Raw genomic sequence first — 25368 nt, 5'->3', positions numbered from 1 at the left:
TGTGGCTGGCGTAGATGCCGTGCCCGCCCGTCGGGTACTCCTTGTACACGCAGCCCGGCAGCAGTTCGGCCGTCCGCCGCCCGGTCGCCGCCACGGGCGCCGAGAAGTCCGCGGCCCCGTGCACCACGAGCGCCGGCACGTCCACGCCGCGCACGGCCTCCCGGTTGTCGGTGTGGAACACGGCGCGCTGGCAGGCGAGGGTCGCCCAGATCGAGGTGCTCAGGCACTGGGCGACCGTGAGCGCGATCTGCCCCTCGCCGACCGGGGTGCCCAGGTGCGTGGCGAAGAACGCCTGCGCCTGCCGGCGCATCCACCGGGGCCGGTCCGCCCGGATCGCCGCCTGCTGCGCCTCGAAGGCGGCCTCGGGCACGCCGAGCGGATTGTCCTCGGTCTGCTTGAGGAAGGGCAGCATCGCGGAGATCAGCACGGCCCTCGCCACCCGCCGCGAGCCGTGGCGGGCGAGGCAGCGGACGATCTCCGCGCCGCCGAGCGAGTGCCCGACGAGGGTGACCCCGGTCAGGTCGAGGTGGTCGAGCAGCGCGGCCAGGTCGTCGGCGGTGGAATCCATGTCGTAGCCGGTGGACGGGCGGTCCGACCTGCCGTGGCCCCTGCGGTCGAAGGCGATGCAGCGGTGGCCGCGCTCGGCGAAGGAGGGAATCTGGTATTCCCACATGTCCGCATTGAGCATCGCGCTGGCGACGAAGACGATCGGCTCGCCCTCGCCGTAGTCCTCGTAGGCCAGGCGCGTGCCGTCGTGCGTCTCGAAGAACATCCGTTCCCTCCCTTGCGTGGTGGCACCAGACTGGCGCGGGAAGGTGCGGGCGTCGATGACGTCACGGGTCATGGCGCCGGGGCGCGGCCCGGGACAGGCGGCGCGCGCCGCCTGTCCCGGGCCGCGCCCGGTTCACGAGGCGGGGAACTCGCCCGCCCCGGCGGGGAGGTGGAGGCCGTAGGCGCGGCGGGCCGTCCCGGCCCACACCGCCTCCCGCTCCGCCGGCGCGAGGTGCCCGGTCAGCCGGCCGGCCAGCCCGGCGACCTCGGCGTAGGAGGCGGCGAGCAGGCACACCGGCCAGTCGGAGCCGAACATCACCCGTCCCGGCCCGAAGGCGTCGAGCGCGGCGTCCGCGTACCGGGCGAAGTCCGCCTCCCGCCAGGGGCCCTCGCCCGCCTCGGTGACCAGTCCCGAGAGCTTGCAGAAGGTGTTGGGCGAGGCGGCAAGCCCGCGGAGGGCGGCCTCCCACTCCCCCGCGTCGCCGGTGGCCACCGGCGGCTTGGAGAGGTGGTCGAGGACGAACCGCAGCTGCGGCAGCTCCCTGGCGGCCCGCACCGCGGCCGGGAGCTGGGGCGGCCTGGTCAGCAGGTCGTAGGCCAGCCCGGCCGCAGCCACCGCCCGCAGGCCCCGCCGCACCTCGGGCCGGTCGAGCCAGCCGGGGTCGGGCTCGCTCTGCACCAGGTGCCTGATGCCCACCAGGCGCTCGCCGCCCTTCCCGGCGCGGAGCGCGGCGATCCGGTCGGCCACGTCGGGGGCGGTGAGGTCGACCCAGCCGACCACCCCCGCGATCAGGGGCTCCTCCGCGGCCAGGGCCAGGTACTCGGCCGTCTCCTCCTGCGAGGCCGAGGCCTGCACCCACACCGTCGCCCCGACGCCCGCGGCGGCGAGTTCGGGGCGCAGGTCCGCCATGGTGAACGTGCGGGCGAGGGGCGCCATGGCCTCGGGGTCGATCCACTCCTGCGGCCTGAGGGCCAGGTCCCACAGGTGGTGGTGGGCGTCCACCCGCCAGGCCCCGGCGCTCACCCCGCCGCCTCGGGGGCGGGCGGCCGGAGCCTGAGGCCCGCCATGCCGCCGTCCACCGGCAGCGCGGTGCCGGTGGTGGAGCCGGAGGCGGGCGAGGCGAGGTAGACGATCGCGGCGGCGACCTCCTGCGCCGTGACCAGCCGTCCCAGGGGCTGCCTGGCGTTCAGCGCGGCCCGCTCCGCCTCGGGGTCCTCGGCCGCCTGGAGCAGCCGGTCCACCCAGGGCGTGGCCGCGGTGCCCGGGTTGACGCAGTTGACGCGGATGCCCTCGCGGATGTGGTCGGCGGCCATGGCCAGGGTCAGCGCGAGGACCGCCCCCTTCGAGGCGGAGTACAGGGCGCGCTGCGGCAGTCCCGCGGTGGCCGCGATCGAGCAGGTGTTGACGACGGCCGCGGCCTTCGAGCGGCGCAGGTGCGGCAGGGCGGCCCGGGTGACGCGGACCATCCCGAGGACGTTCACGTCCAGGACGCGCCGCCACTCCTCGTCGTCGTTGTCCGCGACGGTGCCCTGGGCGCCGATGCCGGCGTTGTTCACGAGGATGTCCAGGCCGCCCAGGCGCTCCGCCGCGGCGGCGACCGAGGCGCGCACGGCCTCGTCGTCGGTGACGTCGCAGGCCAGCGCCCCGAGTTCGGCGCGCTCCGCCTCGGGCAGCACCCGGGGGTCGCGGTCGAGTACGGCGAGGCGGGCGCCGCGCGCGGCGAGCAGGCGGGCGGTGGCGAGGCCGATCCCGGAGGCGCCGCCGGTGACGAGGGCGGTCAGGCCCGCCAGGTCGCGGCCTGGGCTGGGAACTTCGCTGTTCATGGTGCTTCCTTCCGGAGGCGGTTGCGGCCGAAGGCGATTGTGTCGGATGTGCCGGAGGGTGCCCCGGCCGGGACGGAGGGGTGCCGCGCCGGTGGCTCCTCAGGCGCGCCCGATCACCTGGCGCTGGCGGCCCAGCCGGTCGCCCTCGATCTCGACGACGTCGCCCTCGGCGAGGTAGGGGAAGTCGTTGGCGCCGAAGGCCACGCCCGCCGGGGTGCCGGTGTTCACCAGGTCGCCCGGCTCCAGCACCATGAACTGGCTGAGGTACCAGACGAGATGGTGGACGCCGAAGAGCATGCGCGCGGTGTTCCCGTCCTGCCGGGGCTCCCCGTTGACCCGGGTGCGCAGGCCGATCGCCTGCGGGTCGCCCAGCTCGTCCGGGGTGACCAGCCAGGGGCCGAGCGGGTTGAACGTCTCGCCGGACTTGCCCTTGTCCCAGGTGCCGCCCCGCTCGTGCTGCCAGGCGCGCTCGGAGACGTCGTTGGACAGCGCGTAGCCGGCGATGACGGCCGCCGCCTCCCGCGGGGAGTCCAGGTAACGGGCCGGTGCGCCGATGACGACGCCGAGTTCCGCCTCGTAGTCCGTCTTCTCGCTGCCGCGCGGGATCAGCACGGTGTCGTCGGGGCCGACCACGGTGCCGGGCGCCTTCATGAAGACCACGGGCTCCTCGGGGTGGGGCGAGCCGGTCTCCTCGGCGTGGTCGGAGTAGTTGAGCCCGATGCAGACGATCTTGCCCGGGCGGGCGATCGGGGCGCCGACGCGCAGGCCGGCGACGTCGATGCGGGGCAGCCTTCCCCCGGCGAGGGCCGCGGCGGCCCTGGCGGGTCCTTCCGAGGCGAGGAACGCGCCGTCGATGTCGGCGGTGACGGGGCCGAGGTCGACGTAACCTCCGGCGCCGTCCGCGAGCACGGGGCGCTCGGCTCCGGCGGGGCCGATGCGGAGGAACTTCATGGGCGGGCCTTTCTGGCAGGGGCGCGGCGGAGCGCGCGGGTGTGCGATGTGGGTGCGCCGGGGCGCGTGGGGGCGGTTGGGGCGTTTCGCGCCCCGGTCGGTTTCCGGCCGAACGTCCGGGTCTCCCGGCCCGTCCGGCGCGGCCCCGGCGGGGGCGGCGGGCGCTTCGCGGTCTCGCGTACGGCGTCGTGCGCGGTGTTGTGCGCGGTGTTGTGCGCGGGGCCGTCAGGCGCCGCCTCAGTCGAGGTGGAACACCTCCTCGATCTCGACCCAGCGCTCGCCCTCGGCCGCGCCCTCGACCGGACGCTGGCACGGGTCGGTGAGCTCCCACCAGCGGCGGGTCGGCTCGTCGGCGGCGATGGTGGCCATGTCCGCCTCGTAGTCGGTGCCGGTGTACTCGTAGTAGGCGAACAGCGTGTCGCCGTGCAGGAAGATCGAGTAGTTCGTGATGTGGGCCCGGCTGAGGGTGGCCAGCACCTCGGGCCACACCTCGCGGTGCAGGCGGCGGTACTCCTCCTCCTTCTCCGGCCTGAGGTGGATCACCGAGGCGACGCGGCGGGGCTTGGACATGCTTCTCCTCCTCTGGCGGCCCGGGCGGGACGCGGATGCGGGCCGGGACCTGTGGGCCGGACGTGCGGACGGGCGGGGGTGGTGCGGCGGGTGCGGACGGGGGTTCGCGCGCGCCTCCTCAGGACCGCGGCGGGGCGGAGACCACCACCCCGTCCTTCTCCAGCCGCGCCACGGCCTCCTCGGTCATGCCCAGTTCGCGCAGAATCTCCCTGCTGTGCTGGCCGTTGACCGGGGCGGGCCGCTCCACCGTCTGCGGCGCGGCGCTGAGCGCGAAGGGGAAGCCCGGCGTGGTCACCCTTCCCTCGGTGGGGTGCTCGTAGGTGACGAACGAGCCGTTGTGCGCCACCTGGGGGTCGGTGAGGAGGTCCTCGTAGGAGTAGACGGGGCCGCACCACACCCCGGCCGCGCCGAGCGCCTCGAGCCAGTGGCCGGTCGGGCGCCGCCGCAGGTGCTTCTCGACCAGGGCGGAGATCTCCTCCCGCGCCCGGAACCCGTCGCGCTCGGCGTCGAAGGGGGCGAGTCCCGGCTCCTCGAACACCCGGGCCAGGACGGCGGGTTCCGCGAAGGAGAGGGCCAGGTAGCCGTCGCTCGTCGGGTAGATGCCGTAGGGGGCGCGGATGTAGCTGTGCGCGTGGATGCCCGCGGCGCGCGACTGCGGCACGCCCCCGACGGTGTGCACCGTGATCTCCTGCATCTGGGCGCTGATGATCGCGTCCAGCATGTTGACCCGCACCAGCTGCCCCTCGCCGGTGCGCTGCCGGTGGAAGAGCGCGGCCAGGGCGCCCTCGAAGGCCGAGTAGGCGGCGAACGCGTCCACGAGGAAGTACGGGGCCGCGGCGGGGGGCCGGCCGGGGGCGCCCGCGCTGAACAGCGCGCCGCTCATGGCCTGCAGCAGCAGGTCCTGCCCCGGGCGGGTGGCGTAGGGGCCGCTCTCGCCGTAACCGGAGATCGACACGTACACCAGGTCGGGCCTGAGCGCCCGGAGCGTCTCGTAGTCGACGCCGAGCCTGGCGGCCACGCCGGGGCGGTAGTTCTGCAGGAACACGTCGGCGGTGCCGACCAGCCGGTGCAGCGCGGCGAGCCCCGCCTCGGACTTGAGGTCGATCGACAGGCTGCGCTTGTTGCGGTTCAGCGACAGGAAGGAGGCGTTGACCTCCTTGCCGCGGGCGCCGCCGGCCGAGGCGTGCCGCTGCCACTCCCCCGCGGGCGGCTCCACCTTGATGACGTCGGCGCCCAGGTCCGCGAGCTTCATCGCCGCGAACGGGCCGGACATGGCGATCGACAGGTCGAGGACCCGGATGCCTTCGAGAACCTTCATCGTCACCTCGACTGCTGCGATGGGCTGAACGCGGCCGGGCCACTGGACCGGCCGGACGAGCCGGACTCCCCCGGCTGCCGGGACGCGCCTCGACGGCTCGCGGCGCCCCGCGCCCCGCCGGCCGCCCGGCCGAGGCGGCCACTCGGGCCGCACGGCCGGGTTCCGGCGGCGGGACGGGTAGAATGTTAGCGCTATCGGCAGCGCTAACAGAAGGGGCCTCCGCGGGGCCGCGCGGCCGGGGGCACGGCGGTCCCCTGCGGGTGCGTAGAGTGAGCCGATCGGCGGGGAACGGGGCGGAACACGGGAGAGCGGAGCGCGATGGTCGGCGGTCCTGGGCCACAGCAGCCGGAGGAGCGGGCGCCGCGGCGCGCCTCGACGCGGACGGTGACCCTGCGGGACGTCGCCGCCCTCGCGGGGGTGTCCTCGCAGACCGTCTCGCGGGTGCTGCGCATCCCCGACGAGGTGGCCCCGCACACCAGGGCGCGGGTCGAGGCGGTGATCAGGGAGAGCGGCTACGTGCCGAACCTGGCCGCCCGCAACCTGGCCTCCAACCGGAGCAAGATCGTCGCCACGGTGATCCCCTCGCTCTCGGCCTCGATCTTCTCCGAGACGCTGACCGGCCTCTCGGCGGTCCTCGCCCCCGAGGGCTACCAACTGCTGCTCGGCTACACCGACTACGACGACGCGCGCGAGGAGGAGCTGATCCGCTCGCTGCTCGGCAGGCGCCCCGACGGCATCTGCCTGACCGGCGCCGTGCACCGGGAGAGCATCGTGGCGATGCTGCGGGCCTCGCGCGTTCCCGTGGTCGAGACCTGGGACTGGACGACGACCCCGGTGGACACCCTCGTCGGCTTCTCCAACGAGGAGGCCATGTTCGCGATGGTGTCCTTCCTGCGCGAGAAGGGCTACCGCAGCCCGTGTTTCGTCGGCTCGCTGCGCGCGGGCGACCACCGGGCGCTGCGGCGGCTCGCGGGCTTCCGGCGCGCGGCGGAGCGGTTCTGGCCCGGCCGGACGCCGCGGGTGGTCGACGAGCCGGAGCTGCCGCTGACGCTGGAGTCGGGCGCCCGCCTGCTCGACCTGGCCCGCGCGGCGCACCCGGAGGCCGACGTGCTGGTCTTCTCCACCGACGTCTACGCGGGCGGCGCCCTCCTGACGGCCGCGCAACGCGGGCTGCGGGTGCCGGAGGAGCTGGCGCTGACCGGCTTCGGCGACTTCGAGCTCTCCGGCATGCTCCGTCCCGGGCTGACCACCGTGGCCCTGCCGAACGCGGAGATCGGGCGCGCCGCCGCGACCCTGCTGCTGCAGCGGATGCGGGGGGAGGAGCCGGCCGCCAGGTCGGTGGACCTGGGCTTCGAGATCCGCCGCCGGGAGAGCGCCTGAGGCTCACCCGGCCGGGTCCCGGCCCGGCCCGGGGAAACGCCCGAACGGCCGCCCGCGCCGCCTCGCGGACCGGCCGCTCCCGGGGCGGCCAGGCCGGGGCCGGGGGGCCGCCCGGCCGGGGCCGCGCGGCCCGGGGGCCGGTTCGGGGAAGTCCGATTAAAGCTCCCGATTTTCCTGGGACTTCCTAAAATGGCGGTATGACCGTCGATCAGCTGTGGACAGCCGGCCACCCCGTCCTGGAGGCGCTGCGGCGCCGCCGCGACCGGGGGCACACGGCGGCGCGCCCGGCGGACGACCTGCGGATCGGGCTCGCCGTCGAGGGCGGCGGCATACGCGGGGTGGTCTCGGCCGCGATGCTCTGCGCCCTGGAGGACCTGGGGCTCAGCCAGGCGTTCGACGCCGTCTACGCGACCTCGGCCGGCGCGATCAACAGCGCCTACTTCCTGGACGGCGGCTCCTGGTATCCCCTGTCCATCTACTACGACGACCTGACCACCCGCAGGTTCGTGGACTTCCGGCGGGCCCTGCGCGGGCACATACTCGACCTCGACTACGTCTTCGACATCATCGACAACGGCAAGCCCCTCGGCTACGAGAAGGTCATCTCCTCCCCCACCGCGCTGCACGTGGCCGTCACCCTGGTGGACGAGCTGCGCACCGAGGTGGCCTCGGGCTTCTCCTCGCGGGAGGACCTGCGGGCCGCGCTGCTCGCCGGGGCCTGGCTGCCGATCGCGCTGCGCGGGACCGCCGACTTCCGCGGCCGCCGGGCGCTCGACGGGGGCGTGCTCACCCCGCACCCCTACCGGCTGGCGCTGGAGGACGGCTGCACCCACGTGCTGTCGCTGAGCACCCGCCCGATCCGCCCGCCGGCCGAGCGGCTGCTGCCCACCAGGCGCTACGTCGTCCGCCACCTCGACCGCATCCGCCCCGGCCTGGGAGCGGCCTACGAGCGGGCCGTGCTCCGCTACCGGCAGGAGCGCAGAGTGCTCCAGCGGCGGATGACGGAGCCGGGCGAGGCGCCCTTCGTCCTGGACCTGGCGCCGCTGCCGTGGATGCCCGAGGTGAAGCGGCACGAGATCGACTCGGGGCGCATCCTGGCCGGCGCGCGCGGCGCCTACGAGGTGATGCACTGCGCCGTCGAGGGGCTCGACCCGGCCCTCATCCGGGCCGGTCGCCTGCGCGCGGTGCCCCGCCTCACCATCGTGAACGAGAACGCGCCCGCCCTGCGCGGCACGGCCCCCGCGTCCCCCGCGTCCCCGGCGTCCCCCGCTTCCTAATGCTGTTGTCAAGCAGTCGCAGTCACTGGAGGTGCAACTTGGTAGCACCGTCGGTCACGGATCAACGCCCACAGAACGTTGACGCGTCGGCGGGCGAGGGCGAGCACGGCCTGGACGTGTTTCTTCCCCTCAGCGCGTTCACGGTCATAAAACTTCCGCGAGTTCGGGTCGAATTGGACGCTGACCAAGGCGGACGTGTAGAAGACGCGCTGGAGTCTGCGGTGGTAGACGGCCGGCCGGTGGAGGTTGCCGCTGACCTTGCCCGAGTCACGTGGTGCGGGGGCGACGCCAGCGAAGGCCGCCAGGGTGTCCGGCGAGTCGAAGCCGTCCAGGCTGCCGCCGACGGCGGCCAGGAACTCGGCGCCCAGAGTCGTGCCGATGCCGGGGACGCTCAGGACGATGTCGGCGAGCTCGTGCTCGCGAAACCGGCCCTCAATGAGCTTGTCCATCCCGCGGACCTGCTCGTTGAGGGCCATCACCTCCTCGGCCAGCGTGTGTACCAGCTTCGCGATGTTCTTCTCCCCAGGGACGGCGGTGTGCTGGCGCTCGGCGGCGTCGACCGCCGCTTCGGCCAGAGCTCTGGCGTTGCGGACCTTGCGGTTGGCCAGCCACTTGGTCAGCCGAGCGACGCCGGCCCGGCGGATCGCGGCCGGGATCTGGTAGCCGGTCAGGAGCTTGAGCGGGCCGGCGTTGGTCACGTCCAAAGCCCTCTCCAGTGCGGGGAACATGCTCAGCAGGGTGCCGCGCAGCCGGTTCACCACGCGGGTGCGGTCCTCGACCAGGTCGGCCCGGCGTCCGGTCAGCAGCTTCAGCTCAACGGCGGCTTCGTCGCCGGGGCGGACGGGCCGCAGGTCACGGCGCATCCTGGCCTGGTCGGCGATGACGTAGGCGTCGCGGGCGTCGGTCTTGCCCTCGCCGCGGTAGCCGTCGGAGGCCCGATTCACCAGCCGTCCGGGCATGTAGAGAACCTCTTGCCCGTGGTTGACCAGCAGGGCCAGCAGCAGTGCCGGCTCCCCGCCGGTCATGTCGATGGCCCAGGTGACCTGACGGCCGTCGGCCAGGTCGAGGACATCGCCGATCAGCTTCAGCAGCTCGGGCTCGTCGTTGGCGACCCGCCGCGACAGCAGCGTCTTGCCGTCGGCGTCCAGCACAAGGCCGTGATGGTGGCCCTTGCCGCTGTCGATCCCCGCCCATATCCGGCTCATCATGCTCCTGACGTGCTTGTTCGTGCTGTTCGTGCCACGGACGACCTCGCCGGCATTGCTCTACACAGCGACTTGTTCGCACTTCCTCATCGGCGGCCGAGTCGTCGTGGGGCGCTGGGCGGCGAAGCGAGGGCAGCCACGAGACGGCAGCGGCCTGATAGCCACACCCAGCACCCCTGGGCGACCCAACCTTACGAATGGCTCGATCAACCCGCTCAAGAAGGTAGAGCGGCCTGAGCCCGCGCACCCCGGGGCCGGGGCGCGGGGGCGCGCGAGCCGCCGGGCGGGCGGGAGCGTGGGGCGCGAACAGGGGCGCACGCGAGGTCTCTCAACGCTGAACCGTTTGACGCTGCGTGATGACGTCCGCTAGTGTTCTCAGCACTGAGTTAGCTCAGCTTTGAGAAAGTCAGCACTGAGAGAATCGGTGTTGAGAGAATCAACGCTGAGAGAGCCAGGCCGAGAGAGCCGGATGGAGAGAGCTGCGGCGCTCGCGCGATGTCCTGTCGCGTGGCTCGCGTCGCACCGGGCGGTCCGCCGCCCGCCGTCGTTCAGGAGGGGACCATGCGCATCACCGTCATCGGCGCGGCCGGGGAGGTCGGCCGCCGGATCGTCGCCGAGGCCGCGGCCCGCGGCCACCGGGTCACCGCGGCGGGCCGCTCCCCCGCCCCGCCCGGCGCGCACCCGCCGGGCGTGACCTTCCGCCGGGCCGACGCCGCCGACCCCGCGGCGGTCGCGCTGCTCGCGGTGGGTCAGGACGTGCTGGTCGGGGCCACGCGGCCGGCCGCCGGGGCGGAGCACGAGCTGGCCGGCACCACCCGCGGCCTCCTCGCCGGGGCCGCGCGGGCCGGCGTCCGGCTGGTGCTCGTCGGCGGGGCCGCCACCCTGGCCCTCCCGGGCCGGGGCGGGCTGACGCTGTGGGAGGACCCTTCCTTCCCCGCGGGGTTGCGGCCCATCGCCCGGGCCTGCGCCGAGCAGCTGCGGGCCTGCCTCAAGGAGGAGGCCGCCGACTGGACGTATCTCAGCCCGCCCGCGCTGCTGCACCCCGGCACCAGGACCGGCGGATACCGCCTGGGCGGCGAGGAGTTGCTGACCGGCCCGGACGGGACCTCGGCGATATCGATGGAGGACTTCGCCGTCGCCCTGCTCGACGAGGTGGAGCGGCCGCGGCACCGCCGCCGCCGGTTCACCGTCGCCGCCGGGGACGTGCCCGCGGCGACGGGCGCACGCGGCTGAGGCCCCCGGCGGCGGCCGCTCAGGACAGCAGTCCGCGGCGGGCCAGGTTGGCCATCAGGGCGCGGGTGCCGAAGGTCCAGGGGGCGCAGTCCTGGCTGTGGTGGATCTCGTGGGCGAGGGTGCCGAGCCGGGGGGCGGAGATGCGCACGATGTCGCCCACGCGGTGGGTGAAGCCGCCGCCGGGCACGTCGCGGTCGTCGACCGGGGCGAACATCGTGCCCAGCAGCAGCACCACCCCGTCCGGGTACTGGTGGTGCTCCCCCATCAGCTGGGCCACGAGCTCGGCCGGGTCCCGGCTGATCTCGCTGTGGGCGGACTCCCCGGCGAGGCGGTAGCCCTCGGTTCCGGTGACCTCAAGCCGCACGGTGGTGGAGCGCACGTCGTCCAGGCCGAAGGTCGCGTCGAAGAGCCGGACGAAGGGGCCCAGCACGCAGGAGGCGTTGTTGTCCTTCGCCTTGGGCAGCAGCAGCGCGGAACGGCCCTCGATGTCGCGCAGGTTGATGTCGTTGGCGAGCGTCGCGCCCACCGCGGTGCCGCGGGAGGAGACGACGAGGCCGACCTCGGGCTCGGGGTTGTTCCACTCCGACTCGCGCAGCACCCCGGCCCGGCTGCCGGTGCCGACCGCGGACAGCGGCATCGCCTTGGTGAAGATCTCCGCGTCGGGGCCTATGCCGACCTCCAGGTACTGGCTCCACTCGCCGCGCTCCACCAGCAGCCGCTTGACCGCGGCGGCCTGCGGCGAGCCCGGGCGCAGGGTGCGCAGGTCGCCGCCGAGCGCCTCGCCGATCCTCGCCCTGATCTCGGCGGCGGCCTCCGGGTTGCCCAGGGCCCGCTCCTCGATCAGCCGCTCCACCATGGAGACCGCGAAGGTGACGCCGGCGGCCTTGACGGGCTGCAGGTCGGTGGGGGCCAGGAAGTGGGCGCGCGAGGGGTCGCCGGGCCGCCGGGTGGTCGTCGCGAGCAGTTCCTCGACCTCGCCCACCAGGACGCCGGGCGCGGCGGCCAGCGCGGCGGCCGGGTCCTCCTGCTCGCACAGCTCCGCGACCGTCGGGAAGGAGGCGGAGACGTCGAAGACGCCTTCGGCCCGGACGGCGGCCGGGGAGGGGCCGCCCACGGCCGGGTTCCAGACGCGGGCCAGCAGGGTGCCGGCGGTGCCGTCCTCGGGGAGCGTCTCACGGGCGGTCAGGCGCAGTCGGTCCGTGCCCGGGTGGGGGGCAAGGGCGGCTGCGGGGGTGGTGGCGGGCATGGCTGCTGTCTCCTCGTCGGCGTGCGGTGGGCGGCGGGGCGCGGCGGCGGGGCGCCGGCTCACCTGCGGTGGAAGGTGGGCGTGCGCTTCTCGCGGAAGGCCGCGCGCCCCTCGGCGGCGTCCTCGGTGGCGAAGCAGACGGTCTGCAGGTCCCGCTCGTAGGCCAGGGCCTGGTCGAGCGGCACGCTCGCCGCCGCCTTGAGGTTGGTCTTCGCGGTCTCCGCGGCGATGGGGGCCCGGGCGGCGATGGTGGTGGCGATCTCCATCGCCCGGTCGAGGAGGTCCTCCGGCTCGGTCACCTCGCTGACCAGCAGCCGGCGTTCCGCGGTGGCCGCGTCCACCGGGTCGCCGGTGAGCAGCATCAGGGCGGCGTTGCTCGCGCCGACGGAAGCCCGCAGCAGGGCGGAGACGCCGCCGCCGCCGATCCAGCCGAGCTTGATCTCGGGCGCGCCGAACCGGGCGGTGCGCGAGGCGATCCTGATGTCGCAGGCCAGGGCCGTCTCCAGGCCGCCGCCGAGCGCCAGGCCGTTGACGGCGGCGATGACGGGCTTGCGCAGGCGGCGCAGCGAGTCGCAGTAGTCGGAGCGGTTGCGGAAGTCCCAGGGGGTGGCGTAGGTGTCGAGTTCGCGGATGTCGGAGCCGGCGCAGAACGCCCGGTCCCCGCTGCCGGTGAGCACCACGGCCCTGACCTCGTCCGCCTCGTTGCACCAGTCGGCCATCCTGGTCAGCTCGGCCGACATGGCGGAGGTGACGGCGTTCAGCTTCTCCGGCCGGTTCAGCGTGATCAGCGCGACGTGGTCGCGCAGCGACCAGCGCAGCTCTTCCAGGGTGCTCTCCATGGCGGGCGACTCCTCGGGTGGGTGGGACGTGGGTGGCCGCGAACCGGGCTCAGGCGCGGGGCAGTTCGCGGGTGGCCGCGTGGTGCAGCCGGACGGTCTCGGCGAGCGCCTCCGCCGCGGGCCGCCCCCCGGTGACGGCCTCCCGCAGCACCGCGGAGGCGGCGGCCTGGAAGGCCGGGTATCCGGGGTGGCGCGGGCGCACCCACGCCTGTTCGGTCGTGGCCAGCGTGCCGGAGTAGAAGCCGCCGTAGGCCTCGTCGACCAGCGGGTCGAGCCAGGCCTCGCGGCGGCCGGGCTGCCCCTGGTGGCGGGGCAGGAAGGCGCGTTGCGTCTCGGCGGACATCAGCCGGCGCAGGTGGGCGGCGAGCGCCGGGGACACGGCGGCACGGCGGGAGACGGCGAGCCCGGTGCCGCCGAGCGTGGAGCCGAGCGGGCCGCCCGGGCTCAGGCGTGGCACGTCGCCGAACCTGACGGGCGAGCCCGCGCTCCGGGCGGCGTAGCCGGAGTAGCCGTACACCAGGGGGCAGTAGGCGATCTCGCCCCTGGCGAGCCCTTCGAGCAGGGCGATCGGGTTGAGCCGGTGGGTGCGGGGGGCGGCGCGCGCGGCCAGGCCGCGCATCAGGTCCAGGGCGGCGAGGCCGGTCTCGCGGGAGACGAGGCCGGAGCCCGGCGCCGGGTCGGGGGCCTCGCCCAGGCCGTTGCACAGCGAGAAGAAGGTGAGCAGGGCGTGGGGTCCGGCCAGCGAGAGCGCCACCGGCTCGGCGGCGGCCAGGGCCTCGACCTCGCGCCAGGTGGTGGGCAGGTGGGGCACGCGGGCCCGGTTCGCGGCGGCGACCTGGGTGGCGGCGTCGATCGGGAGGGCCCACAGTTCGCCCTCGGCGGTGTAGGACTCGGCCGAGGCGCCGACGGCCGAGGCCCGCCACTCGGCGAGCGGTGCCGCCCCGAAGAGGGGGCCGAGGGGCTGGAGGCAGTCCTCGGCGAGGGCGTCGCCGAGGTGCGGGTGGTCCAGGACGACCAGGTCCCAGCGGGCGCAGAGTTCGCCGATGGGGCGCGCCTCGAAGTCCTCCAGGGGCTGGGCGTCCCAGACGAGGGTGTCGCCGTGCCGGCCGGGTCCGCCGGGGTCCCCGCGCCCCGTGGAGAACTCGGCGGCGGCCCGGCGCAGCGCCTCGGTTCCTCTCGGGTGGTCCCAGGTGAGTCCGCGGTAGGCCGTCATCGATGCACCGTTCCGATGGAGGGGGTTCAAGGGGGCAGTCAAGGGGTCGGGAGAGCCGGGGGACGGGGGTAGGGCGGCCGGGGTGACGGCAGGCCGGTCCCGATTCGTTAGCGCTGCCGTTAGCGCTAACATTAGCGCGGCCCCGCGCCGCGCGCCAGGGTCCAGGCGCCGCCGGGGGCGGGCCGGCTCCCCGGGGTTCCGCGGGGCCGGCGGCCCCGGCGGGCCGGGCGGGGCGCCGTGGCGGCGCCCGGTCCCCCCGCCGGGGCGGCCGGCCCGCGGCTCACAGCGTGCCGACCCGGAAGGCCGTGTGGTAGCTGCGTTCCTCCCCCGGCTCCAGGAAGGTCATCGAGCCGTCCTCGCGGGCCGCGAGTTCCCCCGCCACGTGGTGGGTTGACGGCTCGAAGCCCACCGCGTACGCGCCCTCCCGCAGGTGCAGCCACTGGAAGAACGCGGGGAACTCCGCGGTGTCGTACTCCAGCTCGAAGTAGACGCCGAGCCGCTCGTTGACCAGCCGTGGCCGCACCAGGCCCGCCGCGTCGGCGACCGGCACGTGCTCGTAGACCTGCTCCACGAAGCCGGGCTGCGGCGCCGGCATCTCCACGTGGGAGACGCCCTGTTCGGCGACGCTGTCCGACTGCCACAGCGTGCGTTCCACGGGCAGTTCGTAGCGGGCGCCCTCGTCGAGGAAGGGCCAGCCGACGTTGATGTGGTACAGGTACATGTGCGGCGTGGGGTCGAAGCCCGCGTTGCGCACCGTGTCCGTGAGACGGATCTCGGCGCCGCCCAGGTCGGCCTCGATCCTGCGGGTGAGCCGCAGGTGCTCGCCGAAGATCGCCGCCTGCCGCACCTCGCCCTCGGCCCACAGCACGCAGCCGCCGTCCTCCGTCCACCGCTCGCCGTAACCCAGCAGCCTGGCGGGGATGTTGGCCACCCGGCCGTGCAGCCCGTTCCAGACCGTGGCCCGGTGCGGGTAGCGGTACCGGGAGGCGTCCACCTCGGCGGTGAACAGGGTGTGGTCCAGGCCCGCGGTGACCAGCAGCCCGGAGAAGCTGCGCATCATCGCGAGGCCGTCCTCGTCGCGGTACTCGTGCAGTCCCGGGTGCCGGAAGCCGGTGGCGGAGCGCCAGCCGAAGCCCTGCCCGCGGAACTCGGCGTTGCCCAGGTCCATCGCCCGGTCCACCAGGACGTCGAAGTTCAGGCCGCCGCCGGTGCGGAACTCCAGGGCGCGGATGCCGCGTTCTGCCCCGTCGTCCAGGACGACCGCCCGCACGCCGCCGGCCGCGCCGACGTCTCCCGCAAGACGGGCCAGCGCGGCCCGGTCGAGTGCGCGTCCGTTGAGGTTCACGCCATCACCCACCCTCCGTTGACTTCGAGGCACTGCCCGGTGACGAAGGAGGCGTCGGGGCCGAGCAGGAAGGCGACGACCGCGGCCAGTTCCTCGGGGCGGCCGCGGCGCTTGAGGGCCTGCCGGTCCAGCACGAAGCGCTCGTAGCCCTCGGGGTCGGGGTGGATCTCCTCCGCCGCGGTGGGGAAGGCACCGGGCGAGACGGCGTTCACGCGGATGCGGTGCACGCCCAGTTCGCGCGCCAGGGCCCTGGTGAACGCGGCGGCGGCCCCCTTGGTCGAGACGTAGGCGGCGAGGTCGGACCAGCCGCCGTGCATGGTGATCGAGGCGATGTTGACGATGGCGCCGCCCTGTGCGGCGGCCATCCGGCGGGCCGCCGCCTGGGCCGCCACCCAGTAGGCGCGCTGGTTGACGGCCACCACCCGCTCGTACTCGGCGAGTTCGACCTCCAGGAAGGGCGTGGCCGGGTAGACGGCCGCGTTGTTGACGAGCGCGCCCAGCGTGCCGAGCACGGCGGCGGTGTGCTCGACGGCCGCCTCCACGGCCGCGGGGTCGGCGAGGTCGGCCTCCAGGGGGAGGGCACGGCCCCCGGCCCCTTCGATCTCGGCCACGGTCCCGGCCAGGGACTCGGGGTCGATGTCGAGCGCGGCGACGTCGTATCCGTCGGCGGCGAGCCGGACGGCGATGGCCCTGCCGAGCCCCCCGCCCGCGCCGGTGACCAGCGCGGCGGTCATCGCGCGCCTCCCGCGGTCCGGCGGCCGGCTCCGTGGCCGGGGACGCCTCCGTCGCCGGGGACGCCTTCGTGGCCGAAGGCGGGCGCGGGTCCTGGGACGCGCGCCGGGCCGGCCGGCTCGGGCGTCCGGGGTATCCCGGGCATCTCGGGTTTCACAGTCTTGACACCTCCAGGAGCGGGTCCCGCGTCTCCTACGGGGCCGTGATGTGCGCGGGGGGCGGCGGCCGGGTCAGCCCTTGATCGATCCGGCCGCGAGCCCGCGCATGATGTGGCGCTGCATGGCCACGAAGATGATCAGGATGGGGATGACGGCGAGCAGCAGCGTCGGGAAGACCTTCGTGTAGTCGGCCGAGTACTGGCCGACCGCCGCGTACACGCCGGTGGTGACGGTGTAGATGCCGCTGCCCGGGCCGAGGATGACCTGGGGACTGGCGAAGTCGTTCCACACGCTCAGCGAGTTGAGGATGAAGGCGGTGGCGACGATCGGCCGCATCAGCGGGAAGACGATCCGCCACACCGTGTACCAGCGCCCCGCCCCGTCGATCGCCGCCGCCTCGTCCAGGGCCCGGGGCAGCACCCTGATGTAGCCGGTGAACACGAACAACGTGAACGGGATGGTCGTCGCCGTCATGAACAGGACGAGCCCGGGGAAGGTCCCCATGAGGGTCAGCCTGCGCAGCACGAAGATGACCGGGATGAGGATCACCTGCGTGGGGATGAACATGCCGGCCACGAAGAACATCAGGATCAGCCGGAACAGCGGCTTGGGCGTCCTGGCCAGCACGTAGGCGGCCGGGACGCACAGGCCGATGGAGATCACGTTGACGCAGGCGACCAGGCCCAGGGTGATGAGGTAGCCCTTGGGGATGCTGAAGTCCGGGTTGTTCCACGCGGCCGTCAGGTACTCGGTGGTGGCCGCGGACAGGTCGATCGTGAACGGGTTCTTGAGGATGTCCTGCTGACTCTTGAACGCGTTGATGACCAATATGTACATCGGGATGAGCATGGCGGCGGAGAGCACGGAGAGGAACGCGATCCGCACCATGGCCGCCAGGCGGGGTGAGCGAGTCATCCGATCGATTCCGCCCCTTCTTCCGCCCGCCGCCGCAGGGCGAGCACCGTGAACGCGAGCACCGCGGCGGCGATGATCAGGACCACCGCCTCGGCCGAGGCCAGCCCGATCTTCCGGCCGGGGAAGGACACGGCGAGGATCGAGTAGGCGAGGGTCTGGGTGGACCCGGCGGGGCCACCCCCGGTGAGCGAGACGACCACGTCGTAGGTCTTCAGCAGCGAGATGCCCGAGGTGATGATCGCGACCGTGACCGTGGGCGCCAGGGCGGGCCAGGTCACCGCGCGGAAGGTCTGCCACCGGCCGGCGCCGTCGATCCTGGCCGCCTCGATCAGGTCGGCCGGGATGGTCTGGAGCCCGGCCAGGTACAGCACCAGCTGCACCCCGAACAGGGACCAGGCGATCACGAAGATCATGCTCCACAGGGCCCAGGTCGGGTTGGAGAGGAAGGGCAGCGAGGAGTGGCCGACCTTGTCCATCATGGTGTTCACCACGCCCTGCGGGCCCAGCATCGCCTGCCACAGGAAGCCGACGACCAGCGCGCTGAGCACGTGCGGGTAGAACATCACCACGCGGCCGAAGGTGTTGAACCGGTTGGTCTGCTGGAGCAGCAGCGCGAGCCCGAGGGCGGCCAGGTTCACCAGCACGGCGCCCGCCAGGGCGACCGTGCCGGTGACCACCATGGAGTCGGTGATGTCGGAGGACTGGAAGACCCGCTTGTAGTTGTCCCAGCCGATGAACTCCGGCACCTGGTTCGGGAAGCCGTTGTAGTCGGTGAAGCTGTAGTAGACCGCGTACCCGACCGGCACGACCAGCAGGCCGACGTAGAGGACGAGGGCGGGGACGACCATGCCGGCGCGCACGGTCGCCTCCCGCCACACGCGCCGCCGGGGCGCCGTGCGCTTCGTCATGATCCTGGCCATCTCAGCGGTTCTCGCTGATCCAGTCGTCGAGGGCGTCCGCGGCCTGCTGCGGCGACTGCCCCGTGTACAGGCCCTGCACGATCTCGGTGAACTTCGGGTTGAAGCCCGTGACGGGGAGCCTGGTGTCGCCGAAGCCCTCGCCCACGGCGACCAGTTCCGGCGCCTCGTCGAGGATCTGCTGGACCTGCTCGCCGATCGGGGTCTGCTGCACGCCGGAGTCCTGGCGGAAGACGCCGTCGGCGCTCAGCTGGGTCTCGATGGCGGTCTCGTCGGTCACCAGGTACTCGACCAGGGCCTGGGCCGAGGCCATGTTGCCGGTGGCGGCGTTGATCATGTAGGGGTCGGCCATGGTGGCGCCCTGCGGCCCCGGGTAGTCCTGGCCCGCGTCGACCGGCGGGGAGAACACGCCCACCTCGAAGGGCAGCTCGCCGGCGTCCTCCAGGGTGGCGACGAACCAGCTGCCCTGCGGGTAGACGCCCACCTGGCCGCCGATGAAGTTGCCGTCCGCGCTGGAGGGGTCGAGGCCGACGTCGTCCTGGGCGATGTAGCCGGCGTCCAGCCAGTCGGCGTAGTGCTGGAACATCGGCAGGTACGCCTCGCCCGCGCTCAGCTCCTCGTCGGCGACGGCGGACTGCCACTGCGGGTGGCTGGTGTTGAGCGTGGGGTGGAACAGCTGCTGCAGCTGCAGGCCGGTCTCGAACTGGCCCGCCGTCTGCATCGGGGTGTAGCCGGCGTCCTTGAGCCTGCCGAGGTCCTCGGTGAACTCGTCCCAGGTGGTGGGGGTCTCGGTGATCCCCGCCTCCTCGAAGGCCGTCTTGTTGTAGAAGACCAGGGACTGGGTCTGCGAGCCGATGCCCACGACGTAGCGGGCGCCGTCGATCGCGTAGTCGTCGACCATCGGGGTGCCCTCCACCCAGGGCAGGTCGCTGAGGTCGAGCAGCTGGGGCATGGTGTCGTCGTCGGGGAAGATCGACTGGATGACGTCGGGGGCGTTCCCCGCGGCGAGTTGCTGGGGGAAGGTCTCGGCCACGCTGGCGCCGGTCGGGCCCTCTATCTTCACGTCCACGCCCGTCGCCTCCTCGAAGGGCGCGACGAGGTCCTCCCAGTAGGACTGGTCGAGGTTGTCGGTGAGGTTCACCAGCATGCGGACCTCGCCGCCGACCTCTCCGTCCGCGTTGCCGCCGCCGGAGGAGCCGCCGTTCCCGCACCCGGCGAGGGCGAGAAGCGAGACGGTTCCGGCCGCGAGGGCGATGTGCCCGCGTCCCCATCTCAGTACTGACATCGTTGTCTCCTATGCGCTCGCTTCCGAAAGGACGAAGACGAAAAAAAGGGGGGAAGAAAGGTGAATATCGATCGGTAGAGGTAGGGGGTGCTGGACGTTCAGAAGGGGCCCTTGTAGGGCAGGGGTCCGATGACCGAGACGTCGGTGGGCCGGTCGCTCTCGTCGACGCGGTGGATGCCGTCGTTGGCGACGAAGAACATCGGCGCGGACGGGTACCGGAGTTCCTCCGGCAGCGGCTCGCGATCCGTCCAGGCGAAGAACTCGCGGGTGAAGGTGTCCCGGTCCTTGCGTCCGTAGATGTGCAGGTCGCCCGCGGTCAGCGGGCTCAGGATGCACCAGTGCGGGCCGTCCTCCGCCCAGAAGGCGCGGTCGCTCAGCAGCACCGACTGGCGGTCGTGCACGGCGAACACCTCGTCCCAGAAGGACTCGCCGCACCCGAGCGCGTCCACCAGGAACATCAGGTCGTGCGCGTGCCAGGCGGTGCTCGGGGCGACGTCCGCCTCGTTGTGCCAGCCGGTGGCCGAGGTGAAGTAGCCCGCGGGCGTCTGGTGCGTGGCGTAGGTGCGCAGGCAGCGGGCGAGGAAGTCCGCCAGCTCCGGGTCCTCGCCCTCGGCGAGGACCTGCCCGACGCCGTACAGGGTCAGGCCCATGCCCGCGATCAGCATCGGGGTGTCGGTGCGGTGGGCGCGGCGGTTCTTGACGTACCAGTACCGGTGGAAGCGGGTCAGGCCGTCCTCGTCCGTCCAGGCCGACCTGGCGACGTGGCGGCACAGGCGCCGCGCCTCCGCCAGGTACCGCGGCTCGCCCAGCACCCGGGAGGCCAGCACCAGGGGCGCGGTCATCAGGCCGTAGTACTCGGCGGGTTCGAGGATGCCGCCCCGCTCGCGGTCCTGGACCGTGCGGAAGGCGCCGGCGCTGTCCTCGTCGGGGACGCCGCGGTGGTGGTAGAGGGCGATGAGGGCGTCGAGGTCCTCGGGGATCTGCGCGGCGAAGTGGTCCTCGCCGCTCAGCTGCGTGTACAGCAGCTTCACCCAGACCCTGGCGTAGTCCTGGTTGCAGGTGCCCGACTCGTCCGGGCGCCCGCCGCCGTAGACCTCGCAGGCGGCGAGGTTGCGCCGGACGGTGGCCAGGATGTGCGCGACCTCGTCCGCGGGCAGCAGGTGCCGGGCGTGGGTGAGGCCGAGCAGCAGGCCGAGGCTGCCGACGGCGTTGTGGATCAGCCCCGAGGTGGCGGACTCGCCGACCTGGAAGCCGACGTGCCGGTACTGCCCGTCCGGCTGCAGCGCGTGGGACTGGTAGTGCATCATCGAGCGCCACAGCGCCAGCCCCCGCTCGTCCTCGCGCGCGGCCAGCGCCTGGGCGAGGCCGCCGAGCGCGGGCGCGGAGAAGGCGGCGTGCCCGCTGGTGAAGTCGAGGAAGGTGAAGGGGTTGGTGCCCCACACGCTGTGGTTGTGGAAGCCGTTGATGGCGCCGCGTTCCGTCACCCAGGAGCGCAGCCACCTGGCGAGGGCGGCCACGTCGGGGACGTCGGCCCGCGCGGCGTGCGCGCGCGGGCTTTCGCGGGGGTCGGAGGGGGTCATGGGAGTGTTCCTCGGCGTTCGCGGGTGCTGTCGGCCGCGGGGGCGGCCGGGGGTGCGGTGGATGCGGCGGGCGCGGGGGGCGCGGGAGTTGCGGAGGGGGCGGGGATGAGGCCGGCCGCCGCGAGCTCCTCCCACAGTTCCTCGGGGATCGGGGTGTGGTAACGGGCGACGTTGGCCTTCAGCTGGCCGGCGTCGCGGGTGCCGAGCACGACGGACACGACCGCGGGGTGGCGCAGCGGGTAGGCGACGGCCGCGGCGGGCAGGGTGACGCCGTGCCGCTCGCAGTGGTCGGCCAGGGCGTGGGCCCGGCGGATCAGCCCGGCGGAGGCCGGCTGGTAGTTGTAGGTGGCGTCGGCGGCCGGTCGCGGGGCGCTGAGCAGGCCCGAGTTGTAGACGCCTGCGGCGACCACGCCGACGCCGCGCTCCAGGGCGAGCGGCAGCAGCTCCTCCAGGGCGCCCTGTTCGAGCAGGGTGTAGCGCCCGGCGAGCATGACGAGGTCGATGTCGCAGCGCCGGACGAACTCGGCGAGCATCTCGGACTGGTTCATCCCGGCGCCGATGGCGCCGACCACGCCCTGCTCGCGGAGTTCGATCAGGGTGTTGATGCCGCTGGTCGAGGCCTCCTCCCAGTGGTCGTCCGGGTCGTGCAGGTAGGCGATGTCGACCCGGTCGAGGCCGAGCCGCTCCAGGCTGCCCTCCAGGGAGCGCAGGATGCCGTCGCGACTGAAGTCCCAGGTCCTGCGGTGGGCGGCCGGCACCTCGAAGCCGCCCTCGTCCGGGAGGTGGGAGGTGCCGGGGCTGGGCACCAGCAGGCGGCCGACCTTGGTGGAGACGGTGAACTCGGCGCGCGGGCGCCCGGCCAGGGCCGCGCCGAGGCGGCGTTCGGAGAGGCCGAGCCCGTAGTGCGGCGCGGTGTCGAAGTACCTGAGGCCGGCCTCCCAGGCGGCGGCCACGGCCCCGGCCGCCTCCTCGTCCGTCGTCGCGCGGTAGAGATTTCCCAGCTGGGCGGCTCCGAAGCCGAGTTCGGTCAGCTCGGGGCCGCGTCCCCTGCGGCGTACGCGCACCGTTCCTCCTGCGCTCGGGCCCGCCGCGCGGCGGGCGGCTTCCACGTGTCGCTCCCGGTGGCTCACGCGAGCACCTCCGGGTGCGCGAACGGTTCGCCCGCCACGAAGCGGGCGACCTCGGCGGCCACCTGCGCGCCGAGGCGGTGCAGCTCCCGGCCCATGGATCCGGCGATGTGCGGGGTGAGCCGGACGTTGGGCAGGTCCCAGAACTCGCTGCCGGGCGGCAGCGGTTCCGGGTCGGTGACGTCGAGCACGGCGGAGATCCGGCCGGTGCGCAGCTCGTGCAGCAGCGCCTCGTGGTCGAGGACCCCGCCGCGGGCGGTGTTGATCAGCGTCGCGCCGTCGCGCAGGAGGGCCAGCAGCCCGGCGTCGATCTGGCCGGCCGTCTGCGGGGTGAGCGGCTGGTGGAGGGTGACGACGTCGCTCTCGCGCATCAGCCGCTCCAGGCTCGCGGCCCGCACCCCGAGCGCCGCGGCCGACTCCTCGGTCACCTCGGGGGCGTAGAGGAGGACGTCCAGGTCGAAGGGCCGCAGCAGCCGGATGAGGGCGCGGCCGACGCTGGAGGCGCCCACGATGCCCACGGTGCGGCGGTAGTTGCCGGCGTCGGTCAGCTCGCGCTCGCGGTCCAGGGGGCCGCGGCGCTCGCGGTGGAGCCGTTCGGCCAGGAAGCTCTGCTTGTTGGCCAGCAGGATCATGGCCAGGGTGTACTCGGCGACGGGGAGCGCGTTGGCCTCGCGGGCGTTGGCGGCGGCCAGGCCGCGGGCGGCGAAGGCCGCCGGGTCGCTCAGGCAGGTCGCGGCCACGCCCCCGGCGTAGACCACGGCGCGCAGGCGCGGGGCCCGGTGCGCGGGGGTGAGCGGGGGCGCTCCCCAGCCGGCGAGCAGGATCTCGGTGCCGGCCAGCGCCTCGCGGGCCCGGTCCGAGTCGTACTCGGTGAGCACGAGTTCGGGGTCGAGGTCGACCAGGCCGCGCAGTCGTTCCAGGGTGGCGGGGGCGAAGAGCTGCCCGGGCAGGGAGGCGGGCCGCATCGCGAAGGTGGCGCGGGGCCTTTCGCCGCGGGGCGCGCGGGGGGCGGGGGCGCCGCCGGGCCCGCTCATGTCGCCTGCCCGAGGGGGGCGGTGGGGACGGGGCGGGGTATCAGCCGCAGCCCGGCGTCCTTGGGCCTGACGTGCGGTCCCTCGGGGCGGGCCCAGTCGGCCTCCTCGCGGGCGGCGCCGAGGGCGGCGATGGCCGCCTCGTCGACCTCGATGCCGAGCCCCGGCGCGTCGCCGAGCACGATGCCGCCCTCCTCCACGCTCTGGTCTGCCGTGAGCCCGACCGGCAGGGCCAGGTCCTGGACCTCGGTGACCAGGTGGTTGGGCACCGCGGCGGCGGCGTGCGCCAGCGGGTTGACGTTGTAGCCGACCGGGCTGACCGGGAGGTCGCGGCCCAGCGCGAGGGCGGAGACGCGCAGGAAGTGGGTGATGCCCCAGACGCTGGCGGTCTGCACCACGCCGACGGCGTCCCCGGCGAGCAGCGGCCAGAACTGTTCGAGGCCGGTGAGGTTCTCGCCGGTGGCGACCGCGGCGCGGGCCGCGAGGGCGACCGCGCGGTGCCCGGCGACGTCCCAGCGGCGGACCGGCTCCTCGATCCAGGTCAGGTCGACGCTCTCCTCGACGCGGGCCAGCAGCCGCACCGCCTGGTGCCTGCCCCAGCTCTCGTTGACGTCGAGCATCAGGGCGGGGCGGCGGGTGTTGCGGCTCAGCAGGCCGGAGACGGCGGTGAGCCTGGCGATGTCGCGGTCGACGTCGAGGCCGCCCTTGATCTTGGCGGCGGTGAAGCCGCGTTCCGCCCAGGGCTCGTAGAGGGCGAGCAGCGCCTCGTCGTCCAGGGCGATCTCCAGCCCCGAGGCGTAGCCGGGGACGAACCTGTCCCGGGCGCCGAGGGTCCGCCACAGCGCCTCGCCCGCCATCTTGGCCTTGAGGTCCCACAGCGCCATGTCCAGGGCGCCGAGGGTGCCGAAGGTGGAGCCGCCGTGGCCGCTCTTGAAGACGTGGGCCAGCATGCGGTCGTAGAGCGCGGTGACCGCCCTGGGGTCGGCGCCGTCGACGGCGGGGAAGACGCGCGCGATGTCCCCGTGCGCGCCGAGGCCGACGCCCGTGAGCCCGCCGTCGGTCTCCAGCAGGAGTACCGGCACCTCGGTCACGCCACCGGCCAGGAAGCCGTTCGCGTCCCCGACGGGACGCCCCCAGCGGTGGACGGTCCTGAGGCTGCGGTAGCCCGTGATTTTCATCGGCATCTGCTCCTCGCTCGACGCGCGGCGGGCAAGGGCCGACCGCCGACCCGGCGGCCGGCGACCCGCGGCCGAGGTCGTAACTTATCATATGACTGACCTTGGTTAAGCTGCGATAGTCTGGCAACTTCTGTATGAGGTTCCCGAACTCCCCTGCGTGACGGCGCGGACCGCCCACGGGCCACGCGGGAGGGGCATGGCGGACCCCGGAAACGACGGAGAATCCCGATGAGCACACGGCCCTCAGCTCCGAATTCGTCGGCCCCTCCCCCGCGGCACCGGCCGCCGCTGGCCGCCGCCGTGGTCCGAAGCCTCACCACCGCCATCGTCACCGAGGAGTATCCGGCCGGCACCGCGTTGCCGCCGGCCGGAACGCTGTGCGAGATGTACCAGGTCAGCCGGACCGTCGTACGCGAGGCGACCACCGCGCTCGCCGAGAAGGGCCTGGTCGCCGCCCGGCAGGGCCTGGGCACGATCGTGCTCGACCAGAGCCAGTGGGACCTGCTCGACCCGCAGATCCTCGACGCCCTCTTCCAGCGCAAGGACCGGCTGCGCTACCTCGACAACCTGATCCAGATCCGCACCACGCTGGAGTGCCCGATGGCCGCCGAGGCGGCACGGCGCGTCACGTCCGCGGAGGCGGCGCAGCTCTCCGCCCAACTGCGCACGCTGGCCGGGCTGCTCGACGACGCCGAGGCGTACGCCGCCGCCGACATCGTCTTCCACGACCTGATCCACCGCATCTCCGGGGACACCTTCGGGCGGGCGATCGTCTCCAGCCTCCAGGGCCGGGCGCTGCACACCTCCCAGTACAGCGGCAATCCCACCCGCGACGACCTGGAGCTGACGCACCTCGCCCACGCCCGGGTGCACGACAGCATCCTGGCCGGGGACGCGGACGCCGCCGCCCTGGCGATGCGCGAGCACATCACCAACTCCTGGGCCAGGCGCCGCCCGAGAGAGCCCTGACCGGCCGCCACCTGCGAGAATTCCCATCAACCCCCGTGCCGGCGCACGGGGGTTGACGCGTTGCCCGGCCGCCGTACGCGCCCGCGCCCCGCGCGCCCGCGCCGCGCCCCCCGGGCAGGCCGCCGGGGCGCGCGACACCGGCGCCGCCGACAACCGCCCGGCGCACGACCGTTGAAATACGCCTCCCCACGGGACTACGGTCATCACAAAACACATGTATGACGTGTGCTATGCCGCCGGGCCGGCCGCCACCGACGCGGGAGCCGCGGCCCCGGCCCGCGAGCCTCAACGGAGAGAAAGACAG

22 protein-coding genes and 1 pseudogene are annotated in these 25368 nt (G+C 73.9%); 4 read left to right on the top strand and 19 right to left on the bottom strand.

All coding sequences use genetic code 11. The features are described from left to right. Positions 1-67: 67 nt before the first annotated feature. From D7294_RS09640 to D7294_RS09615, 6 genes and pseudogenes are all read right to left on the bottom strand, one after another. Positions 68-673: pseudogene (locus D7294_RS09640) on the bottom strand (alpha/beta fold hydrolase); the annotation flags it as partial. 231 nt (positions 674-904) lie between these two features. Continuing rightward, complete coding sequence (locus D7294_RS09635; RefSeq protein ID WP_120677627.1) at positions 905-1795, bottom strand: amidohydrolase family protein; 891 nt, start codon at positions 1793-1795, stop codon at positions 905-907. Beyond that, positions 1792-2595 carry an SDR family NAD(P)-dependent oxidoreductase gene (locus D7294_RS09630; RefSeq protein WP_120677625.1) on the bottom strand — a complete coding sequence of 268 codons (804 nt, stop codon included), beginning with the start codon at positions 2593-2595 and terminating at the stop codon, positions 1792-1794. The genes D7294_RS09635 and D7294_RS09630 overlap by 4 nt, the downstream gene beginning before the upstream one ends. 99 nt (positions 2596-2694) lie before the next feature. Next, positions 2695-3546, bottom strand: coding sequence for a fumarylacetoacetate hydrolase family protein (locus tag D7294_RS09625; protein ID WP_120677623.1), 852 nt, complete (start codon positions 3544-3546; stop codon positions 2695-2697). 237 nt (positions 3547-3783) lie between these two features. Beyond that, positions 3784-4116 (bottom strand): L-rhamnose mutarotase, encoded by a 333-nt coding sequence (locus D7294_RS09620; RefSeq protein WP_120677621.1) that lies wholly within the window; start codon positions 4114-4116, stop codon positions 3784-3786. Between the two features lie 118 nt (positions 4117-4234). Further along, positions 4235-5434: a CaiB/BaiF CoA transferase family protein gene (locus D7294_RS09615; RefSeq protein WP_120677620.1), complete on the bottom strand. Its 1200-nt coding sequence runs from the start codon at positions 5432-5434 to the stop codon at positions 4235-4237. Between the two features lie 318 nt (positions 5435-5752). Between D7294_RS09615 and D7294_RS09610 the strand changes: the two genes are divergently transcribed. Beyond that, complete coding sequence (locus D7294_RS09610) at positions 5753-6814, top strand: LacI family DNA-binding transcriptional regulator (protein WP_120677618.1); 1062 nt, start codon at positions 5753-5755, stop codon at positions 6812-6814. 197 nt (positions 6815-7011) lie between these two features. After that, positions 7012-8091 (top strand): patatin-like phospholipase family protein, encoded by a 1080-nt coding sequence (locus D7294_RS09605; protein WP_120677616.1) that lies wholly within the window; start codon positions 7012-7014, stop codon positions 8089-8091. A gap of 8 nt (positions 8092-8099) precedes the next feature. Here D7294_RS09605 and D7294_RS09600 read toward each other — a convergent pair whose 3' ends face one another. Next, complete coding sequence (locus D7294_RS09600; protein ID WP_120677613.1) at positions 8100-9296, bottom strand: IS110 family RNA-guided transposase; 1197 nt, start codon at positions 9294-9296, stop codon at positions 8100-8102. A gap of 561 nt (positions 9297-9857) precedes the next feature. Between D7294_RS09600 and D7294_RS09595 the strand changes: the two genes are divergently transcribed. Beyond that, positions 9858-10529: an NAD(P)-dependent oxidoreductase gene (locus D7294_RS09595; RefSeq protein WP_120677611.1), complete on the top strand. Its 672-nt coding sequence runs from the start codon at positions 9858-9860 to the stop codon at positions 10527-10529. A 19-nt stretch (positions 10530-10548) separates the two neighbouring features. Here D7294_RS09595 and D7294_RS09590 read toward each other — a convergent pair whose 3' ends face one another. The 12 genes from D7294_RS09590 to D7294_RS09535 all read right to left on the bottom strand — a co-directional run bounded on the left by D7294_RS09590 (position 10549) and on the right by D7294_RS09535 (position 24095). Continuing rightward, entirely contained in the window at positions 10549-11775 is a 1227-nt protein-coding gene (locus tag D7294_RS09590; RefSeq protein WP_120677609.1) for a fumarylacetoacetate hydrolase family protein, read from the bottom strand. 59 nt (positions 11776-11834) lie between these two features. Beyond that, complete coding sequence (locus tag D7294_RS09585) at positions 11835-12614, bottom strand: enoyl-CoA hydratase/isomerase family protein (RefSeq protein WP_120677607.1); 780 nt, start codon at positions 12612-12614, stop codon at positions 11835-11837. A gap of 49 nt (positions 12615-12663) precedes the next feature. Next, on the bottom strand, positions 12664-13827 hold the full coding sequence (locus D7294_RS09580) for a type 2 periplasmic-binding domain-containing protein (protein ID WP_120677605.1): 1164 nt from the start codon (positions 13825-13827) through the stop codon (positions 12664-12666). A gap of 280 nt (positions 13828-14107) precedes the next feature. Next, positions 14108-15172, bottom strand: coding sequence for an aldose 1-epimerase family protein (locus D7294_RS09575; protein WP_120677603.1), 1065 nt, complete (start codon positions 15170-15172; stop codon positions 14108-14110). Further along, positions 15169-15906, bottom strand: coding sequence for an SDR family NAD(P)-dependent oxidoreductase (locus D7294_RS09570; RefSeq protein ID WP_120677601.1), 738 nt, complete (start codon positions 15904-15906; stop codon positions 15169-15171). Before D7294_RS09570 ends, D7294_RS09575 begins: the two co-directional genes overlap by 4 nt. A gap of 228 nt (positions 15907-16134) precedes the next feature. Then, the gene (locus tag D7294_RS09565; RefSeq protein WP_120677599.1) at positions 16135-16977 is read right to left on the bottom strand and encodes a carbohydrate ABC transporter permease; all 843 of its coding nucleotides are present in this window, start codon (positions 16975-16977) and stop codon (positions 16135-16137) included. Next, positions 16974-17885: a carbohydrate ABC transporter permease gene (locus D7294_RS09560; protein ID WP_120677925.1), complete on the bottom strand. Its 912-nt coding sequence runs from the start codon at positions 17883-17885 to the stop codon at positions 16974-16976. The genes D7294_RS09565 and D7294_RS09560 overlap by 4 nt, the downstream gene beginning before the upstream one ends. A gap of 13 nt (positions 17886-17898) precedes the next feature. Next, positions 17899-19179, bottom strand: coding sequence for an ABC transporter substrate-binding protein (locus D7294_RS09555; RefSeq protein ID WP_120677597.1), 1281 nt, complete (start codon positions 19177-19179; stop codon positions 17899-17901). A gap of 98 nt (positions 19180-19277) precedes the next feature. Further along, positions 19278-20759, bottom strand: a complete 1482-nt coding sequence (locus tag D7294_RS09550) for a hypothetical protein (protein ID WP_120677595.1) — start codon at positions 20757-20759, stop codon at positions 19278-19280. Next, entirely contained in the window at positions 20756-21823 is a 1068-nt protein-coding gene (locus D7294_RS09545; RefSeq protein ID WP_120677593.1) for an aldo/keto reductase, read from the bottom strand. The genes D7294_RS09550 and D7294_RS09545 overlap by 4 nt, the downstream gene beginning before the upstream one ends. Before the next feature lie 62 nt (positions 21824-21885). Further along, positions 21886-22920, bottom strand: coding sequence for a hydroxyacid dehydrogenase (locus D7294_RS09540; protein ID WP_120677590.1), 1035 nt, complete (start codon positions 22918-22920; stop codon positions 21886-21888). Beyond that, positions 22917-24095, bottom strand: coding sequence for a mandelate racemase/muconate lactonizing enzyme family protein (locus tag D7294_RS09535; protein WP_120677588.1), 1179 nt, complete (start codon positions 24093-24095; stop codon positions 22917-22919). The genes D7294_RS09540 and D7294_RS09535 overlap by 4 nt, the downstream gene beginning before the upstream one ends. 300 nt (positions 24096-24395) lie before the next feature. Here D7294_RS09535 and D7294_RS09530 point away from each other — a divergent pair, with 300 nt between their 5' ends. Continuing rightward, a complete protein-coding gene (locus D7294_RS09530; protein WP_241562227.1) occupies positions 24396-25064 on the top strand; it encodes a FadR/GntR family transcriptional regulator in 669 nt (222 codons plus the stop codon). The last annotated feature ends 304 nt before the right edge of the window (positions 25065-25368 follow it).

The organism is Streptomyces hoynatensis, assembly GCF_003626535.1.
GTDB classification, from domain to species: Bacteria; Actinomycetota; Actinomycetes; order Streptomycetales; family Streptomycetaceae; genus Streptomyces; species Streptomyces hoynatensis.
Note: the sequence above shows the minus strand (reverse complement) of the source record. Positions and strands in the feature narration are given on the sequence as shown.

Bases quoted from the DNA above. Each gene is read 5' to 3' on its own strand.
- D7294_RS09630 (WP_120677625.1), bottom strand. From the start codon at position 2,595: ATGAACAGCGAAGTTCCCAGCCCAGGCCGCGACCTGGCGGGCCTGACC.
- D7294_RS09625 (WP_120677623.1), bottom strand. From the start codon at position 3,546: ATGAAGTTCCTCCGCATCGGCCCCGCCGGAGCCGAGCGCCCCGTGCTC.
- D7294_RS09620 (WP_120677621.1), bottom strand. From the start codon at position 4,116: ATGTCCAAGCCCCGCCGCGTCGCCTCGGTGATCCACCTCAGGCCGGAG.
- D7294_RS09615 (WP_120677620.1), bottom strand. From the start codon at position 5,434: ATGAAGGTTCTCGAAGGCATCCGGGTCCTCGACCTGTCGATCGCCATG.
- D7294_RS09610 (WP_120677618.1), top strand. From the start codon at position 5,753: ATGGTCGGCGGTCCTGGGCCACAGCAGCCGGAGGAGCGGGCGCCGCGG.
- D7294_RS09605 (WP_120677616.1), top strand. From the start codon at position 7,012: ATGACCGTCGATCAGCTGTGGACAGCCGGCCACCCCGTCCTGGAGGCG.
- D7294_RS09600 (WP_120677613.1), bottom strand. From the start codon at position 9,296: ATGAGCCGGATATGGGCGGGGATCGACAGCGGCAAGGGCCACCATCAC.
- D7294_RS09595 (WP_120677611.1), top strand. From the start codon at position 9,858: ATGCGCATCACCGTCATCGGCGCGGCCGGGGAGGTCGGCCGCCGGATC.
- D7294_RS09590 (WP_120677609.1), bottom strand. From the start codon at position 11,775: ATGCCCGCCACCACCCCCGCAGCCGCCCTTGCCCCCCACCCGGGCACG.
- D7294_RS09585 (WP_120677607.1), bottom strand. From the start codon at position 12,614: ATGGAGAGCACCCTGGAAGAGCTGCGCTGGTCGCTGCGCGACCACGTC.
- D7294_RS09580 (WP_120677605.1), bottom strand. From the start codon at position 13,827: ATGACGGCCTACCGCGGACTCACCTGGGACCACCCGAGAGGAACCGAG.
- D7294_RS09570 (WP_120677601.1), bottom strand. From the start codon at position 15,906: ATGACCGCCGCGCTGGTCACCGGCGCGGGCGGGGGGCTCGGCAGGGCC.
- D7294_RS09565 (WP_120677599.1), bottom strand. From the start codon at position 16,977: ATGACTCGCTCACCCCGCCTGGCGGCCATGGTGCGGATCGCGTTCCTC.
- D7294_RS09560 (WP_120677925.1), bottom strand. From the start codon at position 17,885: ATGACGAAGCGCACGGCGCCCCGGCGGCGCGTGTGGCGGGAGGCGACC.
- D7294_RS09555 (WP_120677597.1), bottom strand. From the start codon at position 19,179: ATGTCAGTACTGAGATGGGGACGCGGGCACATCGCCCTCGCGGCCGGA.
- D7294_RS09550 (WP_120677595.1), bottom strand. From the start codon at position 20,759: ATGACCCCCTCCGACCCCCGCGAAAGCCCGCGCGCGCACGCCGCGCGG.
- D7294_RS09540 (WP_120677590.1), bottom strand. From the start codon at position 22,920: ATGAGCGGGCCCGGCGGCGCCCCCGCCCCCCGCGCGCCCCGCGGCGAA.
- D7294_RS09535 (WP_120677588.1), bottom strand. From the start codon at position 24,095: ATGAAAATCACGGGCTACCGCAGCCTCAGGACCGTCCACCGCTGGGGG.